The sequence below is a fragment of the Hyalangium gracile genome, from assembly GCF_020103725.1.
Classification (GTDB): Bacteria; Myxococcota; Myxococcia; order Myxococcales; family Myxococcaceae; genus Hyalangium; species Hyalangium gracile.
The window spans coordinates 73188-92014 of the sequence record NZ_JAHXBG010000028.1 but is presented as its reverse complement, the minus strand read 5'-3'; the positions used below and the strand labels follow the sequence as shown (position 1 = coordinate 92014).

Annotated in this window: 11 protein-coding genes and 1 pseudogene; 8 read left to right on the top strand and 4 right to left on the bottom strand. The window is 69.3% G+C overall.

The genetic code is table 11. From position 1 onward, the window contains the following. The first annotated feature begins 72 nt into the window (after positions 1–72). Positions 73–822: an energy transducer TonB gene (locus KY572_RS38580; protein WP_224248729.1), complete on the top strand. Its 750-nt coding sequence runs from the start codon at positions 73–75 to the stop codon at positions 820–822. Positions 823–827: 5 nt separating this feature from the next. On the opposite strand, the gene KY572_RS38575 is transcribed toward KY572_RS38580, so the two are convergent. The 3 genes from KY572_RS38575 to KY572_RS38565 form a co-directional block, all read right to left on the bottom strand. After that, positions 828–1220, bottom strand: a complete 393-nt coding sequence (locus KY572_RS38575; protein ID WP_224248728.1) for an aminotransferase class V-fold PLP-dependent enzyme — start codon at positions 1218–1220, stop codon at positions 828–830. 85 nt (positions 1221–1305) lie between these two features. Further along, on the bottom strand, positions 1306–4275 hold the full coding sequence (locus KY572_RS38570) for a hypothetical protein (RefSeq protein ID WP_224248727.1): 2970 nt from the start codon (positions 4273–4275) through the stop codon (positions 1306–1308). A 275-nt stretch (positions 4276–4550) separates the two neighbouring features. Further along, positions 4551–6017, bottom strand: coding sequence for a c-type cytochrome (locus tag KY572_RS38565; RefSeq protein ID WP_224248726.1), 1467 nt, complete (start codon positions 6015–6017; stop codon positions 4551–4553). 276 nt (positions 6018–6293) lie between these two features. Here KY572_RS38565 and KY572_RS38560 point away from each other — a divergent pair, with 276 nt between their 5' ends. Beyond that, entirely contained in the window at positions 6294–7262 is a 969-nt protein-coding gene (locus tag KY572_RS38560) for a hypothetical protein (protein WP_224248725.1), read from the top strand. A 42-nt stretch (positions 7263–7304) separates the two neighbouring features. Here KY572_RS38560 and KY572_RS38555 read toward each other — a convergent pair whose 3' ends face one another. Next, complete coding sequence (locus KY572_RS38555) at positions 7305–9998, bottom strand: MGH1-like glycoside hydrolase domain-containing protein (protein WP_224248724.1); 2694 nt, start codon at positions 9996–9998, stop codon at positions 7305–7307. A gap of 63 nt (positions 9999–10061) precedes the next feature. Between KY572_RS38555 and KY572_RS38550 the strand changes: the two genes are divergently transcribed. From KY572_RS38550 to KY572_RS38525, 6 genes and pseudogenes are all read left to right on the top strand, one after another. Continuing rightward, positions 10062–11090, top strand: a complete 1029-nt coding sequence (locus tag KY572_RS38550; RefSeq protein ID WP_224248723.1) for an exo-alpha-sialidase — start codon at positions 10062–10064, stop codon at positions 11088–11090. 84 nt (positions 11091–11174) lie between these two features. After that, positions 11175–12491 carry an adenylate/guanylate cyclase domain-containing protein gene (locus tag KY572_RS38545; protein WP_263452341.1) on the top strand — a complete coding sequence of 439 codons (1317 nt, stop codon included), beginning with the start codon at positions 11175–11177 and terminating at the stop codon, positions 12489–12491. Between the two features lie 60 nt (positions 12492–12551). After that, positions 12552–12788: pseudogene (locus tag KY572_RS38540) on the top strand (AHH domain-containing protein); the annotation flags it as partial. A 12-nt stretch (positions 12789–12800) separates the two neighbouring features. Beyond that, a complete protein-coding gene (gene dacB, locus KY572_RS38535) occupies positions 12801–14450 on the top strand; it encodes a D-alanyl-D-alanine carboxypeptidase/D-alanyl-D-alanine endopeptidase (protein ID WP_224248721.1) in 1650 nt (549 codons plus the stop codon). A 122-nt stretch (positions 14451–14572) separates the two neighbouring features. Beyond that, positions 14573–16738, top strand: coding sequence for a prolyl oligopeptidase family serine peptidase (locus tag KY572_RS38530; RefSeq protein ID WP_224248720.1), 2166 nt, complete (start codon positions 14573–14575; stop codon positions 16736–16738). A 224-nt stretch (positions 16739–16962) separates the two neighbouring features. Beyond that, on the top strand, positions 16963–18825 hold the full coding sequence (locus tag KY572_RS38525) for a globin family protein (RefSeq protein ID WP_224248719.1): 1863 nt from the start codon (positions 16963–16965) through the stop codon (positions 18823–18825). Positions 18826–18827 lie beyond the last annotated feature (2 nt).

Here is an 18827-nt window from a genome sequence, read left to right as displayed (position 1 = left end):
AGCCCACGCGGGTGAAGGGCCGCATGGTGCGGCCTGCCCCTGTGGGGAGCGCCCGCCTGTGGGAGGCCAGTCATGTTCCAGTCGGTCATCGATCAGCAAGAGTGGAGAGCCCGTCGTCTCGGGACGGGCGCGGGAGTGTCCCTGCTGGTGCACGCGGGACTCTTCGCCGCGGTGATGGTCATCTCGGCGGGAGTGGCCGAGAAGGTGAAGGACGAGGACCCCGTCGTCGTCTTCAAGCACGCCGCCCCGCCGCGCGGCACCCCCAACCCTCCCGCCGTGAAGGCGGTGGCCGAGCAGCCCAAGCCCAAGCCCAGGCCCAACCCGATGGTGCAGCCCACCGTCATCCCCCAGAAAACACCGGTCGAGGTCGAGCCGACCACCACGAAGGATGAGCCGGCCGAGCCTTCCGATGACACCGGTCTCCCCTACGATCCCAATGGCAAGCCGGATGGCCTGGCCGGTGGCACCTGCGTCACCTGCGAGGCCCTCAAGGGCGCGATGACCACGGTCATGGAGCCCACGGGCGAGGAGACGCTGCCCTTCTCCTTCGGCACCATGACGCCGCCCAGGCTGTTGAGCGGAGCTCACATCGAGTACACCCGCGAGGCGCGCGAGGCCCACGTCAGCGGCACCCTCATCGCAAAGTGCGTCATCACCCGCGAGGGCGAAGTCGAGAAGTGCCGCATCATCAAGGGCGTGACGCACATGAACGAGGCCGTCCTCGCCGCGCTGGAGACCCGCCGCTACAGCCCGGTGCAGTACCAGGGCAAGCCCGTCAGCGTGTCCTACAACTTCCACATCAAGCTCGACATGGCCCGGTAGGCCGCTCACCGCAGCGACGCGAGCGCCTCGAGCAGCCGATCCACGTCCTCGGCGGTGTTGTACAGGTGCGGCGAGACGCGCAGGTTGTCTCCCCGCCCACTGACGTAGACCTGACGCGCGGCCAGCCGCGCGGGCACATCGGAGCGATAGCCTCCGCGACGGCGCAGGCCCACGAGGTGCCCGGACCGGTTGGCCTCCGGAGCCACCTCCAGCCCCAGCGCCTCCGCTCCCCGGGCGGCCCGACGCGTCAGCTCCCGCAGCGTCTCCTGGATGGACCCGACGCCCCACTCGTACAGCTGGCGCAGGGCGGCGATCGCCATGGGCACCAGGAGGAAGTTGCTGCGCTCGCCCACGTCGAACCGACGCGCTCCGGGCTGGAACTCGTCTCGGTAGTCCACCAGGCGGGAGAAGTCCTCGTTGCCCAGCCGGGTGATCCAGTTCAGCTCCAGCGGCCGGCCGTCCCTGTGCTGGGGAGCGACATAATCATGGGGTCTCGAAGGAGAAGAAGCTGCCGCGGGCCCGCCGGCTGCCCTGGTTCGGCTCCGTGTCATAGCGCGAGAACACGACGAAGGACTGCTGGCCACCGGCGGAGGCCAGGGACACGAACGGCTCGGTCTCCCGCGCGTTGTACACGACCGAGAAGCCGTCGGGGGCGCCCACGGTGCCCTCGGCCGTCACCTGGGTGGCGTACACGTCCCAGGCCGAGTCCCAGCGGAAGTCCGCCCAGGCCGCCACGTAGTTGGCGCCGTCGAACGCCACCCGGGGCGAGGACTGCTGCACGGACTCGGTGCACAGCGCGATGCCCGCGTTGTCCAGCACCACGCCGGCCCCGGACACCCGCGCTCCATAGATGTCCTGGTTGGTCCGCGAGCGGTAGTCCGTCCAGACCACGAAGAAGTCCGTCCCGTTCGAGGCCACGTCCGGCTCGAACTGCTCCGCCAGCCCGCCGGAGATGATGAGGGGGCTGGTGTCCAGCACCACGCCATCGCTCGTCAGCCGGGCCCCGTGGATGTCCCAGGACGTGGCGCTCTGGTACTCGGCCCACACGGTGAGGTAGTGGGTCCCGTTGAAGGCCACCCGCGGCGTGTAGTGCTCCACCGGGTTGGTGGAGATGGCGATGCCGGCGGGATCCAGCACCGCGCCCGTGTTCGCCACCCGGGCGCCATGGACATCCCCCCGGCCCGTCGCGTCCCGCCGCCAGACCACGAGGTAGTCCTTCCCGTTGGAGCCCACCGCCGGGAAGTTCTGGAAGGCCGGGTCCGCCGAAATGATGAAGCCGTTCGGATCCAGCACGGCGCTGGCGGCAGGCCCCGAGCCGAGCACGCGCCCACCGTAGATGTCCCAGTTGCCCTCGCGGTAGTCCATCCACGTGACGAGGTAGTCCGTCCCGTTGGAGCTCACCGCCGGGGCCTGCCGCTCGCGGGCCGCCGTCGTCAGCCGCAGGCCGTGCATGTCCAGCACGCCTCCCTCGCGAGAGACCCGAGCGCCCTGGATCTTGATGGTCCCCCCGCCCGTCTCCGTCCAGACGACGAGGTAGTTGGTGCCGTTGGAGGCCACCACCGGCTCGGCCTGGTACAGGGCGGAGACGGTCTTGAGCGGGAAGCCGCCGCCCGCGGTCACCGTCCCCGACGCGGAGACCCGAGCGCTATAGAGGTCGGTCGTCGCCGTGCTGGTGCCATCCCAGGCCACCAGGTAGTCGGAGCCGGCCGGCGCAATGACGGGGTGCTTGTGGCTCGCGTTCGGAGAGAGGACGAGGCTGGTGGTGTCCAGCACGGGGCTGGTGCCAACAGCCGAGGCCAGGATGCGGCAGCCCAGGTTCTGGAAGGTCGAGCTGGCGGTGTTCCACGCCGTCCAGGCCACCAGGTAGTCCGTCCCGTTCGAGGCCACGGAGGCATACGACTCGGAGATGGAGCGGGTGGTGGCCACGACGAGCCCCGCGCCATCCACCACCGCGCCATCGGCCGTCACGCGCGAGGCGTAGAGATCCCGGCTGCCCGTGTTGCGGTAGTCCAGCCACACGGCCAGGAAGTTCGTCCCGTTGGAGGCCACCGCCTGCACGTACTGGAGGGAGCTGCCCGACAGGGCGAAGCCGCCCGGCGGGTCCAGCACCACGCCATCGCTCGACACGCGGGTGGCGTAGGCGCGGGAGGAGCCGCCGCGCTCGTCGCTCCACGCGACCAGATAGACCGAGCGGTTCGAGGCCACCACGGGAGACGTCTCGTCGTAGCCCTCGCCGGTGGCGATGGGGATGTCCGCGGTGTCCAGAACCTGGCCCGTGCTCGAGACGCGCCGCGCGTAGACGTTGGACGTGCCGTCCGCGCCGCTCGTGTACCAGGTGGCCAGGTAGTTCCTCCCGTCGGACGCCACGTGCGGCCAGTTCTCCGAGCCCACGGCCGCGGAGAGGCGCCGGCCGCCCGGCTCCGCCACGACCCCCTCGCTGGAGACGACCGTGCCCCGCACCGACCACGTCTCACCCTGGAACTGCGACCAGACCACGTAGAAGTCCGTCCCGTTGCTGGCCACCTGGGGATCCGCCGAGTTCCCCGGCCCCGTGCTCACCACGAGGCCCGGCTCGTCCAGGATGGTGCCGGTGCTCGAGACGCGCGTCGCATAGATGTTGTACAGGCCACCGCGCGTGTTGCGCCAGGCGAGCAGGTAGTTCGTCCCGTTGAAGGCCAGCGCCGGGAAGCTCCTCACGGCCAGGTCCGCGGCCACCAGCTGCCCGTCGATGATCATCTCGTAGGTGACCTTGGCCTCCAGCCTCGCGGGGAACGCGGCCGAGGCCAGCACCTGCTCGGGAACGCTCATCCGAATCCGGCCCTGGGAGAACTCGGCCGGGACCGCGGTGCGCCGCCCCTGCCCGTCCACCCACGTGCCGTGGCCATACCGGAACCCCATACCCGTCCGGGCATCCGTGAAGTGCAGGCCCTGCTCGGTCGTGCGCGCGAAGACGAGCCCCGTCACCGGAAGCGACACGTGCAGCTCGCCCTGGCCATCCGGGGCCGAGGCGAAGTGCCAGGACTGCTCGACGCCCTCCTCATCGTTGCGCAGGTGCTCGACGACCGAGCCGTGGCTGAAGCTCAGGTGCCCGTCCCCCTCCACCAGGCCCTGCGGCTCGTCCGCGCTCACGGTCGTGTCCCCGCGCATCACCTGCGCGGCGCCCAGGAAGAGCGGCGCACCCGTCTCGAGCTCCACCGTCGGGGGCGACACCGGCTCGCCGGACTCGAGCAGCTCCGGCTTCTCGGACTCCTCCAGCCGGGTGTGGACCGGTGTGAGGGTGAGTCCTCCCCGGGGGTCCGCGTGGACCTCATAGCTCGAGTGGCCGCCCTGCCAGCCGTTCTGCTCCGGCCGATAGGCGAAGTGCACCTGCCGGATCACCGCCTCCACATCGAACGGCGCCGGCGCGGGGGACATGGCCGAGGCCTGGGGCGCCGACGCATCCGCCGAACGCACCTCCGAGCCACCACACGAAATGCTGGAAGTGATGACGACCGAAAACAATACTGATAGAAGATTACGCCCACACTGTAACCTGAACATATGCCCGTCCCTCCCGGGTATCTGACCCACGGTGATCTCAGTCACGCGCAGAGTAAGGAATGTAGAAAGCGCAGGAGCCCCCCTGGCGGCCCAAATGGTTCCCAGCGAGGAGATGTCCTGCCCGACCTTAAATGAGCCAACATCGCGGGCTGACATCGCCCGCCGTTGGTTCCGCCCTAACTACCATTTTACAGCGTCTTAAGATACTCCTTCAAGACATGGCGTTGGTAATCCGACAGTTCATCACCAAAGCGGTGACCGTGGTTGGAGTACCCAGGGAGGGTCGTGTCGTAGATGCGCTTACGGATGGTGGGGTTGGGCTCGGCGGCCTTGCCGTGTGAGAGGACCTGGTGCTTCCACCCGAGCGCGACGGGATCGAACTCGCGGCGGCTGAAGGAGCGGCGCCACCAGGCGGGGCGCTTGCGGCTGTCGAGCAGGGCCTCCAGCGTGGGCACCGAGCCGTTGTGCAGATAGGGCGCGGTGGCCCAGATGCCATCCAGCGGCGGCGCCACGTAGCCCGGCCCGGGCACCAGCCGCGCCGTGCGTCCATAGAATGAGCGGTTGAACCACTCCACCATCGGCACGCCCTCGCGCGCGGTGGACTGCCACAGCAGCGGATCGGTGCCCACCTCCTCCAGCGGGATGATGAGGTTGGGATAGGACTCCTTGGCGCCGTAGGTGCCGTGGCACTCGGAGCAGAAGGCCTCGAAGACATCGCGCCCCTCGGCGGCGAGCTTGGAATCGATGGGGTGCGGATACGGAGGAGGACGCAGCGTCGTCAGATAGGCCCGCACGTCGTCGAACTGGCTGTCGATTCGCTCGGCCTCCTCCACGCTGTCGGTGCAGAGCATGGACGCGGACATCATCAGCCGGGCGTGGTCTCCCCGGCCGATGCCCGTGTGGAACATGGCGTTCTTCTTTCGCAGCAGCCACCAGGCGGGCACGTCCGCGGGCACCGGCTCGCGCGGAGGCAGCGCCAGCAGCGGCGTGCTCGACCACTCGAGCGTCTCGGGGTCGCGGTGGGCCGCGAGCACCGCGGCCAGGTTGTCGGCAGGGTTGGCCCCGATGGTGTCCGGCCGCGTGTAGGGGCTCACGGCGCGGATGCGCGAGGACCAGCGCCACCACTCGGCCAGCTCGTCCGCATCCTTCACCAGGAGGCCCGCGGCCATCGCGAAGGTCGAGAAGTCCTCGGTGAGATCCAATGAGGAGTTGCCCAGCCCGATGAGGACGCCCTTCTCCGTGGGCGTGGCGTGGCAGCCCAGGCAGTTGGCCGTCACCACCTCCACGCCTCGGGGCGTCTTCAGCGCCGTCACCTCATAGGAGAGCCGCGCGTTGTGGCCACGCCGGCCCTTGAGCCGCAGGCTCGCGGGCGCATCCCCCATGGCCATGCGGAAGATGGACCAGGGGACGCCACAGCTCACGTACCCACCATTCACCAGGGTGTCGTAGCCGGCCTTCGGATCGCCCGGGCGCTGGGGCTCGGCGGGGATCTGGAAGCGCCCCGAGCCCGTGGGCGCCGCGCTGGAGACGGAGGCGGCCGTCCCCGAGCCCTGCTCCGAGGGAGCCTTCGGAAGGCCCGGCCCCCGGGGCTCCGGGCGGCTGGCTTCGAGCGCGAGAGCGAGCAGGCCCGTCCAGAGCAGGGATGGCAAACGCATGAGAGGCTCCACGAAGCGCCGCTGCCAGGGCAGGGCGGCAGGTCATGGAGCGAGGCTGCCGCATCCACCAAGGGCCCAGGCTCCAGGCCTCCCGGACGGTCGCCGGCGGGCGATGGACGGTCGCCACGGGCCGCCGAGCGAGGCTCGGGAACGTCCAGTCTCGCCAACCGTTTCCTTCTTTGGAAAGCAGGACAACACCTGTGGGCGGCAAAACTTGATTTTCAGGAAGGACATGCTTTTTACTACAGCCGTGAAGCTCAGCCCTATCGACGCCCCATGAAACGCTCGGCCATTCAGCAATGGACGGAGTCATTCACCGAGGCGCTCGTCCGGCGCGCCGCGCAACTGGGCGCCGCGCAGCGTGACGACACGGGCAAGCAGTCTCGGGAGATCCTCGGGAGGCTGCAGAGCGCGGCGCTGCGCTTCGAGTCCCTCTACTTCGGCGGTCCCGATCTGAGCTGGGGACGGGCGAGGGAGGACGATGTGGCCGCCCTGCCCCGCCCGCCGGTGTCGTCGGGGAGACTGGTCTGTGTCCCGTTCAGCCTCAACCACCACCCCGAGTTCCCGGAGGCCTGGGACTTCTGCGCGGGCGTGGCGCTGATCCACGACGAGGACGAGGCCGCCGCGATCAGCTTCGGCCGTGGGCGTCGGACGCTCTCCGTGTCGCGCGGCGACAGCGAGGCGCGCATCGGCTTTGGCGGCGACATGCAGCTGATCGACGACGTGCCGGGGCTGGACACGCTGGCGCCGCCAGCGCAGCGGGTGCTGCACCCCTTCTGGGCCCTGGCGCGCTGCATCCTGGGAGTGGACGGCTACGGCACCTGCTTCCTCGAGGGCCACCGGGTGGCGGCGCGAGGCATGAGCCCGGAGGCCAACATCGTCTCGCTGTTCCGCCGCGAGCTCGGGCTGCACATCGAGAACGAGTACGGCGAGTCCTCGTGGCATGACCACGTGTACTGCGCGCTGGCCTGGACGCCCGACGCGCTGGAGCGCTGGCGCCGGCTGCGCGATCCGGCGGTGCGAGCCAGCGCGGGAGATGCCTGCCCGCTGTGTCGCGGCCGGCTGGAGGACGCGGATCTGCGCGAGCCCGCCAGCAGGAGCGCCATCACTCCGGGGAGCATGGTCCGCCTGCGCTGCGCCAGCTGCACGACGATCTTCCGCACCGCCCGGCGTCGCACCGCGGAGTTCGAGGCGGCGCGCATGCCTGTTCCCGACAAGCAGCCGGGGACCGACAAGAACCTCTGAGGCGAGCAGCAAAGGCCCTGCCACACCGGACCTCGGCCTGACTCAGCCGAGCGACCGGTGGGCGTCCGCGAGGCTCTGGACGACCAGCGCCGTCCACCCCGTCTGGTGCGAGGCGCCGAGCCCCCGGCCGCTGTCTCCGTGGAAGTACTCGTAGAAGAGCACCAGCTCGCGCCAGTCCGGATCCTCCGCGAAGCGGCGGTCATCACCGTGGCAGGGGCGGCGGCCCGTGCCGTCGGGCATGAAGATGCGGCACAGCCGGGAGGACAGCTCTCGCGCCACCTCGGCCAGCGTCATCATCCGCCCGGAGCCGGTGGGACACTCCACCTGGAGGCTGTCTCCATGGAAGTGGTGGTAGCGCTCCAGCGCCTCGATGAGCAGGTAGTTGAGGGGGAACCACACGGGCCCGCGCCAGTTGGAGTTGCCTCCGAACATCCCGCTGTCGGACTCGCCGGGCACGTAGGCCACGCGGTGCTCCTCGTGGCCCACCCGGAAGACGAAGGGCTCCTCCGCGTGGACGCGGGACAGCGAGCGGACGCCGTAGTCCGAGAGGAACTCGCGCGGATCCAGCACGCGCCGGAGCACCCGGAGCAGCCGCTCCTTGGAGGGGATGGCCAGCAGCCGGTGCCCCCCTGCCCCGCCGCGCTCCGGGGCGGCCATATAGGAGGTGTTCTGCGCCAGGTCCGCCCGGTTCTCCAGGAACCAGCGCAGGCGGCGAGCGAAGCCGGGCAGGCGCTCGATGAGCCGATCCGACAGCACCTCGGCGGCGAAGAGCGGCACCAGCCCCACCATGGAGCGCACGCGGAGCGGGACGTCGCCGCCGTTCAGCCACAGGTGGTCATAGTAGAAGCCGTCCTCCTCCTCCCAGAGGCCGGAGCCGCCCAGGTGGTTCATCGCGTCGACGATGGCGACGAAGTGCTCGAAGAACTTGGAGGCGATGTCCTCGTAGGCGGGGTCCTCCTGGGCCAGCTCGAGGGCCATGGAGAGCATGGTGGTGCAGAAGAAGGCCATCCACGCGGTGCCGTCGGCCTGGAGCAGGTGGCCGCCGGTGGGCAGCGGCTTGGAGCGATCGAAGACGCCGATGTTGTCCAGGCCGAGGAAGCCTCCCGAGAAGAGGTTGCGGCCGTGCAGGTCCTTGCGGTTCACCCACCAGGTGAAGTTGAGCAGCAGCTTGTGGAAGACGCGCTTGAGGAAGAGGCTGTCCCGCTTCCCCTGCGAGCCCGTCATCTTGTAGACGCGCCAGCAGGCCCAGGCGTGCACGGGCGGGTTGACGTCCGAGAACTCGAACTCGTACGCGGGCAGCTGGCCGTTGGGGTGCATGTACCACTCGCGCAGGAACAGCACGAGCTGCTCCTTGGCGAAGAGCGGATCCACACGGGCGAACGGGATCATGTGGAACGCGACATCCCACGCCGCGTACCAGGGGTACTCCCACTTGTCCGGCATGGAGATGATGTCGCGGTTGTAGAGGTGGCCCCACTCCCGGTTGCGGCCCTGCAGGCGCGAGGCGGGCGGAGGCGGCGCGCTGGGATCTCCCTCCAGCCAGGGCTGCACGGCGTAGTGGTAGAACTGCTTGCCCCAGAGCAGGCCCGCGTAGGCCTGCCGGGCCACCCGCCGCTCCTCCTCCGGCAGCGTGTGCGGCACGCGGCTGGCGTAGAACGCGTCGGCCTCGGAGATGCGCTGCTCGAAGGTGCGATCGAAGGACGCGCCGAACAGCTCGCGCGGCGCCTCGGCCTCGGAGAACAGGCGCAGCGAGAGCAGCACGGAGCCGCCCGCGGGCACCTCGAGCGTGTAGTGGAAGGCGGCCTTGGTGCCCACGCGCTCCGGGTTCACCGCGTCCCTGCGCCCGTGGACGATGGCGTCGTGGAAGGCGTCCTTCACGTAGGGCGCGCGGTTGGGCACCTTGTAGAGCCGCTGGAGGTTCGTCTCGTTCTCGGTGAAGAGGCGCTCGGGGCGTGCTCCGCCCGTCGGCGCCTGGGCGTGGAGCCGGTAGCGCCCGAGCGAGTCCTGCTCGGCGAGGATGCCGTCCTCGCCCACGGTGGACATGTGGGGCTTGGACCAGTAGCCCTCGCCCTGCCGACCCCAGGCCCAGGTGTTGCGGAACCAGAACGTGGGCAGCACGTGGATGCGCGCCGGCTCGGGGCCCCGGTTGGCCACGGTGACGCGGATGAGGAGATCCTCGGGACTCGCCTTGGCGTACTCGGCGAAGACGTCGAAGTAGCGGCGGTCGTCGAAGATGCCCGTGTCGGCCAGCTCGAACTCGGGCTCCTCGCGGCCCCGGCGCCGGTTCTCCGCGATGAGGCGGGCGTAGGGGAACTCGGCCTGCGGATACTTGTAGAGCGCCTTGAGGTACGAGTGGGTCGGCGTGGAGTCGAGGTAGAAGTACTCCTCCTTCACGTCCTCGCCATGGTTGCCCTGGGGCCCGGTGAGCCCGAAGAGGCGCTCCTTGAGGAAGGGATCCTTCTCGTTCCACAGCGCCAGCGAGAAGCACAGCCGGCACTGCCGATCCGTGATGCCCAGCAGCCCGTCCTCTCCCCAGCGGTAGGCGCGGCTGCGGGCGGCCTCATGCGGAAAGTCCGTCCAGCTCGTACCGTCGGCGGAATAGTCCTCGCGAACGGTGCCCCACTGGCGCTCGGAGAGGTAGGGCCCCCAGCGCTTCCAGTTGTGTGAGCGGCGCTCATCCTCGACCAGCCTGCGTGCCTCGGCGGCCAGCCCGCGCCGTGGAGATGGAGGACTCATACCGGGACCATAAAATATCCGTGGTAGTTGCTGAACCCGGATGAACACAGAGGAATCACGATCATGACGAGGCTGATGCAGGCAGTGGGGCTGATGCTCCTGGGGCTGGGGCTGGTGGGGGGCCCGGCGGGAGCGCAGACGAGCGGGCCCATCTACAACGGCTCCCACCTGGACTATCAGCCCTCGCCGCTGCGCCTGCCCTCGGGAGATCTGATGGTCGTCATCGAGCGCCTGGGGGCAGGAAACTCGGGCGATCTCTACCTCACGACGTCTCGGGATGGGGGCACCACCTGGTCCGAGCCGCGGGTGATCGTGGGCAGCGCGCTCAACGAGCGCCACCCCGCGCTGGTGCAGCTGGCGGATGGCAGCTTCGCGGTGTTCTACCTGGTGGTGGAGGGCGGCGGCGTCTACCGCATCCACCGCGCCACCTCGACGAACGGCCGGCTCTGGATTCCGCGGGGCCCTCTCAACCTGGGCTGGAGCGCCAACGCGGAGATCAACCCCACGGTCATCCGGGACGTCGGCAACTCCCTGACGATGGCGTACCACCGCCTCAACGGCCCCAGCTTCATCGCCCGCTCGCTGGATGGAGGAGCCACCTGGGACACGCTGCGGACGCAGGTGAGCGAGGGCAACGCGGCCCTGCCCCGCATCACCCGGCGCGACCATGACGGGCTCTACGTGATCACCTACCAGGTGACTGCTTCAGGCGGGAGGCTCGAGCTCTACTCCAAGGCCTCCCATGATCCGTACGACTGGAGCGGCCCGGCCTCGGTGCTGTCGGCGGGCGCCAACAGCCACGACTCCGTGCCGATCACGCTGGAGGACAGCACGGTGGTGGTGACGTACATCGAGCAGTCCGGCTCGGATGCGTTCGATCTGTACTACCGCACCAGCACGGACGGGCTGCAGTGGTCGCAGGCGACGCGCATCACCGCCACCCCCACGCGCTACGACGTGGAGCCCCACCCTGTCCTTCAGGGTACTCCGGGGCAGCTCACGCTGTTCTGGTCGTACCAGGACAGCACGCAGCCGTACGTGGATCACGACATCTGGATGATGAAGGACCTGCCCATCGTCGTCCCCCGGTAGGGAGCGCGAGTCGGGGGTGGGGATTTCCCTGGTCCGTGCCGAATGGCGGAGAGCCGGGTTGAAGTGAGACGATGTGTCAGCCGTATGTCTCGCCCTCCAGTTTCGCCAGACAGCCCCACCTCCGAGACGGCTCCGCTCCAGGACGAGAAGCGGGCGCTGGAGCGGCGTGTCCGCGAGCTGGAGGCCAAGGCGCGCAGCCTGGATGTCATCAACCACCTGGCCGCGTCGCTGCTCCAGTCGCAGACGGACGTGGACGACATCCTGTGGGAGGTGGCGCAGGGGGCGGTGGCCCACCTGGGGCTGGAGGACTGCGTCATCTACCTGTTCGACGAGCGGCGCGAGAACCTCGTGCAGCGAGCGGCCTTCGGGCCGAAGAATCCCCGGGAGCGGGAGATCCTGGCGCCCATCCTCATCAAGCCGGGGGCGGGGATCGTCGGCACGGTGGCGCTGACGGGGCGGGCGGAGCTCATCTCCGACACCCGGAAGGATCCGCGCTACATCCAGGACGATCAGGCGCGGCTGTCGGAGCTGGCGCTGCCCATCTTCTCGCAGGGGGCGGTGATCGGAGTGCTGGACTCGGAGCACTCGAGGGAGGGGTTCTTCACGGAGGAGCACCTGCACATCCTCACGACGGTGGCGTCCATGACGGCGGCGCGGGTGACGCAGGCCCTGCTGGACACGCAGCTGAGGGATGCGAACCGGCTGCTGGAGGCGCGCATCACCGAGCGGACCCAGGAGCTGTCCGAGGCCACCCAGCGCTCCGAGCGGCTGCTGCTCAACATCCTGCCCCACTCCATCGTCGAGCGGCTCAAGAAGGGGGAGCAGGCGATCGCCGAGCGGTTCGAGGACGTGACGGTGCTGTTCGCGGATCTGGTGGACTTCACGCGCTGGTCGATGCTGCTGCCGCCCGAGCACGTGGTGGAGATCCTGGGGCAGGTGTTCACGGAGTTCGACGCCCTGACGGAGCGCTACGGGCTGGAGAAGATCAAGACGATCGGGGATGCGTACATGGTGGTGGCGGGAGTCCCGGCGCCGCGCGGCGATCACCTCGAGGTGATGGCGCGGATGGCGCTCCAGATGATGGAGGCCATCCAGCGGCTGAACCAGGTGCTGGGCACGTCGTTGGACCTGCGGATCGGGATGCACAGCGGACCGGTGGTGGCGGGCATCATCGGCACGCGCAAGTTCGCCTACGACTTGTGGGGCGACACGGTGAACATGGCCAGTCGACTGGAGTCCCACGGAGTGGCGGGTCGCATCCACGTGCGGGAGGCGACCCGGCAGGCGCTGCAGGATCGCTTCACCTTCGAGCCGCGCGGGGAGACGGAGATGAAGAGCATCGGCCGGGTGAAGACCTGGTTCCTGACCGGGCTGCGCGAGCCGGGCACCTCGACGACCTGATCCCTGAGAACAAGGGTGCGGCAGGGTACCCTCTCTTCTCCGCGGCTCTGGGCTGAGACCGCCAGAGCCAAAGGTGAGTACTGGAAGGCGAATCTCCTGGAGGCAGAGGCGCGGGGGCGTTATGTGCACACTCAACTGAAGGAAGAGTTCCCGCACCTGCAGTGGAAACACAGAGGGGTCGACGCGGTCGATCCCACCACTGGAATCAAGTACGAGATCCTCACCCAGACAGAGTCGAACATGGCCAGACATGGTCGGCGCATGGCGGATGAACTGTTCCGGATGATCGGCTTCTGAGGGGCAGAGGGCATGCACTCCGACTATCCCGATAACGTCATCTTCAAGGACAAGACCTTGGAGGGCGAGCGGCTCGAGCTTGGTGCCAGGAACACCCGCTACTACCTGGGTCCTGACCTGGTACTGCGGCGCTGTACCCTCGTTCTTTCTGACCGGTCCCTCTTCCCGCTCGCCTCGCTCCTGCTCACGGCCCTCGCGCTCTCGGGGTGTCCTCGCGCGGTTCGTCCCTCCCAGCCGGCTTCCCAGGCGACGTTCGCGCAGACCGCCGATGCCCTCCTCACCGCCGTCGAGGACGAGGGCGCCCTCACGAGCGTCATCGTCCTGGATGCCCGGACGGGCGCGCCGCTCTACGCCCACCGCGAGCACGTCCGCACGCTCCCGGCCTCGACGATGAAGATCGTCTCCACCTCCGCGGCGCTCTCCGCGTTCGGGCCAGACTTCCGCTTCCGCACGCCCGTGGCCCTCATGGGCAACCACAAGGGCGACCTCTTCGAGGGCGATCTCGTCGTGGAGTCCTCGGGAGACCCCTCGCTGGGCTCGTGGCGCTTCCCGGAGACTTCTCAGGCCTGCGACCAGATCGCCGAGGCGCTGTGGGGCCGCGGCATCCGCCGCTGGAAGGGCTCGCTCCAGCTGAAGACGCCCGACACCGGACTGGATGGGCCACTCGGCCCCGGCTGGGCCTGGGATGACGCCGCCTACTCCATGAGCGCCATGCCCATGCCGTTCGTCTTCCGCGAGAACGTGGTCGACGTCACCCTGCTCCGCGCCGACGGCGCCGCCTGCTCTGCCCAACCCACCGTCCTGCTCTCCCCCCGCTTCGCGCCGTTCCCCGCCCTCGTCCAGCTCGACACCAGCGGCTCCCGGTCCGGCTTCGCCTGCCTGCGCGAGCACAACTCCTCGCAGGTGCGCTGCGTGTGGCGCTCCTCCTCCAAGCAGTGCCCTCGCACCCACTCCACCCGCCTCTCCACCGCCGATCCCCAGGCCCTCTTCACTGCCTGTGTCGAGGACGCCCTCACTCGCCGTGGCCTCACCCACCTGCCGCCCCCCGTGGCCCGAGAGTCGACCCCCACCCCCGTCCCAGCTCGCCCCACCACCGAGCCGCTCCTGGAGCTCGTCAGCCCGCCGCTCTCCGAGCTCGTGAAGGTGACGAACAAGGAGTCCCTCAACCTCTACGCCGAGCGGCTGGCCCTGCGCTTCGCCCGCGAGCGCACCCGGGGGGAACGTTACAGCGATCTGCGCAAGGCCCTCTCGGACGAGCTGACACGCCGCGGCATCTCCCCGCGTGACATACGCCCCATCGATGGCAGCGGCCTGTCGCGCTACAACCTCGCCACTGCCCACGGACTCGCCCAGGTGATGTTCACCAGCCTGCAGGAGCCCTACGCCGCCGCCCTCGTGGACAGCCTGCCCATCTCCGGCGTGGATGGGACGCTGGCCGGCAGCGGAGCCTCCCCCCAGACCGTCGGTCGCCTGCGCGCCAAGACGGGCACGCTCTCCAGCCAGAAGGCCTACGTGGGCGTCGCCGAGCGCCCCGATGACGCGGAGCATCCTCGCGTCGTCTTCGCCCTGATGCTCGGCAACATGGACGAGCAACCCGCACTCTCCGCGACAGGCGTCTTCGAGCGCTTCGCCGAGGCCCTCGTCACCCAGCCCCTGAAGTAGGCCCGGACGAAAGTTCGGCTGCTCGGGAAGAGACTCGCCTCAGAAATGTTCAGGCGCGCCGGGTCCGACTATAGGACATGGGAAGTCACGCCAGGCTGCCCAGCCTTTCTCCGAGGTGCCGATTGAAGCCCAAGTCCGCGCTCGCCGCGCTCTCGCTGCTGCTGCCTCTCACCTCTCTCGCCGGCAAGCCCGCCGCTGGCCCGCCCGTGGCCGAGAAGAAGGTGGTGGTGGACACCTACCACGACACCAAGGTGGAGGACCCGTACCAGTGGCTCGAGCCCTCCGCCGAGCCCGCCGTGCAGCAGTGGACCCAGGGCCAGAACGCCCATACGCGCGCCATGCTGGACAAGCTGCCCGCGCGTGACGCCATCCGCCAGCGCGTCACCGAGCTCATCACCTGGCAGTCCTCCGCCCACTACGGGCTGCAGGAGAAGGGCGGAACGCTCTTCGCCATCAAGGCCCAGCCGCCCAAGCAGCAGCCCATGCTGGTGACGATCGGCTCGCTGAGCGACACCTCCAGCGAGCGCATCCTGCTCGATCCCGTGGAGGTGGACCCGTCCGGCAAGACGACCATCGACTGGTTCGTCCCCGCTCCGGACGGCAAGAGGGTCGCCGTGTCGCTGTCCAAGAACGGCACGGAGAGCGGTGACGTCTACGTCTACGACGTGGCCACCGGGAAGCCAGTGCCCGGCGAGATGATGCCCCACGTGAACACCGGCACGGCGGGCGGCAGCCTGACCTGGACCGGCGACGGCAAGGGCTACTTCTACACGCGCTACCCGAAGGGCGACACCAACCCCGAGGACAAGAACTTCTACCAGCAGGTGTACTTCCACCGGCTCGGCACGCCGAACGACAAGGACACCTACTCGCTGGGCAAGGACTTCCCGCGCATCGCGATGTCGGACCTGGAGACGTCCGAGGATGGCAAGCACATCATCAACCTGATGGCCAACGGCGACGGCGGCGAGCACGCGCTGTACCTGTACGGGCCCTCGGGCCAGTGGCAGCAGGTGTCGAAGTTCGAGGACAAGGTGGTGGGCGCGCGCTTCGGCGAGGACGGGGCGCTGTACCTCAAGTCGCTCAAGAACGCGCCGCGCGGACAGATCCTGCGCCTGCCGCTGGCCACGCCGACGCTCGACAAGGCCACCGTCATCGTCCCCGAGGGCAAGGCCACGATCTCCGGCTTCCTGCCCACCCCGGGCCGGCTCTACATCGTCGAGCAGCTGGGCGGACCGTCGCAGCTGCGCATGGTGGACCTGAAGGGCCAGGACCTGGGCCTGGTGCCCACGCTGCCGGTGTCCACGGTGGGGGGCCTGGTGCACCAGAGCGGCGATGACATCCTCTTCGCCAACTCCAGCTACGTGGAGCCGACGGCCTGGTACCGCTACTCGGCCAAGGACGGCAAGGTGACGAAGACGGCGTTCGCCCAGACGTCGCCCGCGGACTTCAGCGACATCGAGGTGATCCGCACCGAGGCCACCTCCAAGGACGGCACCAAGGTGCCGCTCAGCATCCTCAAGCCCAAGGGCGTCAAGCTGAACGGCAAGAACCCCACCCTGCTCACCGGGTACGGCGGCTTCAACGTCTCCATCACCCCGGGCTTCAACAAGCTCAGCCGCACCTGGCTGGAGCAGGGCGGGATCATCGCGATCGCCAACCTGCGCGGCGGCGCGGAGTTCGGCGAGGAGTGGCACGCCAACGGCTCGCTGACGAAGAAGCAGAACGTGTTCGATGACTTCTACGCCTGCGCCAGGCTGCTGGTGGACCAGAAGTACACGCAGCCCAAGAAGCTGGCCATCCAGGGCGGCAGCAACGGCGGCCTGCTCATGGGCGCGGCGCTGACGCAGCACCCGGAGATGTACGGCGCCGTCGTGGCCCGCGTGGGCATCTACGACATGCTGCGGGTGGAGCTCACGCCCAATGGCCAGTTCAACGTCACCGAGTACGGCACGGTGAAGGATCCCGAGCAGTTCAAGGCGCTTCACGCCTACTCGCCCTACCACCGCGTGAAGGATGGGACGAAGTACCCGCCCACCCTCTTCACCTCGGGAGCCAACGATCCGCGCGTGGATCCGTTCCACTCGCGCAAGATGGTGGCGCGCCTGCAGGCGGCCACGGGCGGCAAGGGCCGCATCTTCCTGCGCGCCTCCGGCGGCGGCCACGGCGCCGGCACGCCCCTGTCCGAGAAGATCGAGGAGGAGGTGGACGTCTTCTCCTTCGTCTTCAATGAGCTGGGCATGAAGTACCAGCCAGTGAAGAAGCTCTCCGCCCCCGCGGCGAAGTGAGCCTGGCGCCCCCCGCCGCCTGAAGCCACCCGCGGCGGGGGATCGCACGTCACGAGTATGGCGGCCAGGGGGGCGAGGGCCCGCTGTCGGCATGGCTTCGAGAGGACTGAAGCGCCCGTCTTCTCACAGAGTCGAGGCCAGACAGGCCTTTCTCTAGTCCTCCACTGCACAACCAACTTTACAGGTCCTCCGAAAGACGCAGGACTTGGAGGGAGAATCTCCCCATGTCCGACCCCAAGCAGCCTGCGCCGGCCCCTGGCACCTTCAATGCCTCCAGCACCGTGTCCTACGGAGCCGGGACCTTGCCCGCGGTCCAGCGTCCGGGCGCGCCTCCGCCTCCGCCTCCGCCGACCAACACGGTGCTCGCCCCGCCCAACATGGCCGCGGCCAAGGGGCCACTGAGCCAGCGCACCGTCGAGCTCGTCCAGCGCTCCTGGTCCCAGGTGCTGCCCATCTCGGATGCGGCCGCGGGCCTCTTCTATGACCGGCTCTTCGAGATGGACCCGTCGGTTCGGCCCCTCTTCAAGAACGACATGGCCCAGCAGAAGAAGAAGCTGATGCAGACGCTGGGCGTCGCCGTCGACGGGCTGACCAACCCCCAGCGTCTCATCCCCGTGCTCGAGCAGCTCGGGGTCCGCCACGCCGGCTACATGGTCCAGGACCACCACTACGGACTGGTGGGCGAGGCCCTGCTGTGGACGTTGCGCGAGGGCCTCGGCGATGGCTTCACCCCGGAGACCGAGTCGGCCTGGAAGGAAGTCTACGGCCTCGTCGCCGGCGTCATGAAGAAGGCCGCGGCCTCGGCCGCCAAGGCCCCGGCGCCTCCCCAGCCCGCCGTCGCGCGCCCGCCGCCGGCGCCCGCCCCTCCGGTGCAGTCCGCGCCGCCGCCCGTGCCCATGCCGGCCCCCGCCTCGGTAGCGCCTCCGCGCCCCGCGGCGCCTCCGCCTGCTCCCTCCGCCCCGCCGGTCGCGGCCCCCAGCGCCGCGGTCGCCCAGCCTGTCGCTCCGGCGGCCAAGGGTCCCCTGAGTGCACGCACCGTCGAGCTCGTCCAGCAGTCGTGGGCGCAGGTGCTGCCCATCTCGGATGCGGCCGCGGGCCTCTTCTACGACCGGCTCTTCGAGATGGACCCGTCGGTGCGGCCCCTCTTCAAGAACGACATGGCCCAGCAGAAGAAGAAGCTGATGCAGACGCTGGGCGTCGCCGTCGACGGGCTGACCAACCCCCAGCGTCTCATCCCCGTGCTCGAGCAGCTCGGGGCGCGCCATGCCGGCTACATGGTCCAGGATCACCACTATGACCTGGTGGGCGAGGCCCTGCTGTGGACGCTGCGCGAGGGCCTCGGCGACGGCTTCACCCTGGAGACCGAGTCGGCCTGGAAGGAAGTCTACGGCCTCGTCGCCAGCGTCATGAGGAAGGCGGCGGCCTCCAGCGCGGGCACTCGGCCCACCGTGAAGACCCCCGCCGCGCCGCCGCCCTCCGCGCCTCCCGTGCCGGAGGACATCCTGGTGGCTCGCCCCGCGACGCCCGTGCAGCCGCCGACCGTGGGCGACGAGACGATTCCCTACCACATGCTGTCGCAGACCCGGCTGATGGGGCTTCAGCCCTACGCCCAGCCCCCGGCTCCGCGCGAGGAGCTCACCGCCGAGGTCCGGACCGTCAGCGTCCCGGTGGCCGCCCCGGCCGCCGCCGTCCCCGCCGCGGTCTCCATTCCCCTGAACGTCCCGCGCGAGGTGAACGTCAACTTCCACCTCAACGTGAAGCTCGAGGCGGATGCGGCCCTGAGCGCCCTCGCCCTGCGTGCCACGGCCCCCGAGCCCCCCGCGCCCAAGCCCGCGCCGCCTGTCCGGACGCCGCCCCCCGAGCCCGTCTCGGCCCCCAAGGGGGCCACGGTGTCTCCCGTGCTGCTGGTGGCCCTGTGCGTGCTGGTCTCGGTCAGCACCGTGTTCGCCCTGGGGCCGCTCGGACAGGCCGCGTCCTCGCTGAACCTGGGCGATCTGCCCAGACTCGCCGCTCCCATCTTCACCCTGGCCGCGCTGGCAGTGGGTTACCTCTGGGGTCGTGGTCGAGGGTCGGACCGTCAGAGATGATG

What these genes read in the sequence shown, in the direction of transcription:
- KY572_RS38580 (WP_224248729.1), top strand. Translation starts at nt 73, where the DNA reads ATGTTCCAGTCGGTCATCGATCAGCAAGAGTGGAGAGCCCGTCGTCTC.
- KY572_RS38565 (WP_224248726.1), bottom strand. Translation starts at nt 6,017, where the DNA reads ATGCGTTTGCCATCCCTGCTCTGGACGGGCCTGCTCGCTCTCGCGCTC.
- KY572_RS38560 (WP_224248725.1), top strand. Translation starts at nt 6,294, where the DNA reads ATGAAACGCTCGGCCATTCAGCAATGGACGGAGTCATTCACCGAGGCG.
- KY572_RS38555 (WP_224248724.1), bottom strand. Translation starts at nt 9,998, where the DNA reads ATGAGTCCTCCATCTCCACGGCGCGGGCTGGCCGCCGAGGCACGCAGG.
- KY572_RS38550 (WP_224248723.1), top strand. Translation starts at nt 10,062, where the DNA reads ATGACGAGGCTGATGCAGGCAGTGGGGCTGATGCTCCTGGGGCTGGGG.
- KY572_RS38545 (WP_263452341.1), top strand. Translation starts at nt 11,175, where the DNA reads ATGTCTCGCCCTCCAGTTTCGCCAGACAGCCCCACCTCCGAGACGGCT.
- dacB (WP_224248721.1), top strand. Translation starts at nt 12,801, where the DNA reads ATGCACTCCGACTATCCCGATAACGTCATCTTCAAGGACAAGACCTTG.
- KY572_RS38525 (WP_224248719.1), top strand. Translation starts at nt 16,963, where the DNA reads ATGTCCGACCCCAAGCAGCCTGCGCCGGCCCCTGGCACCTTCAATGCC.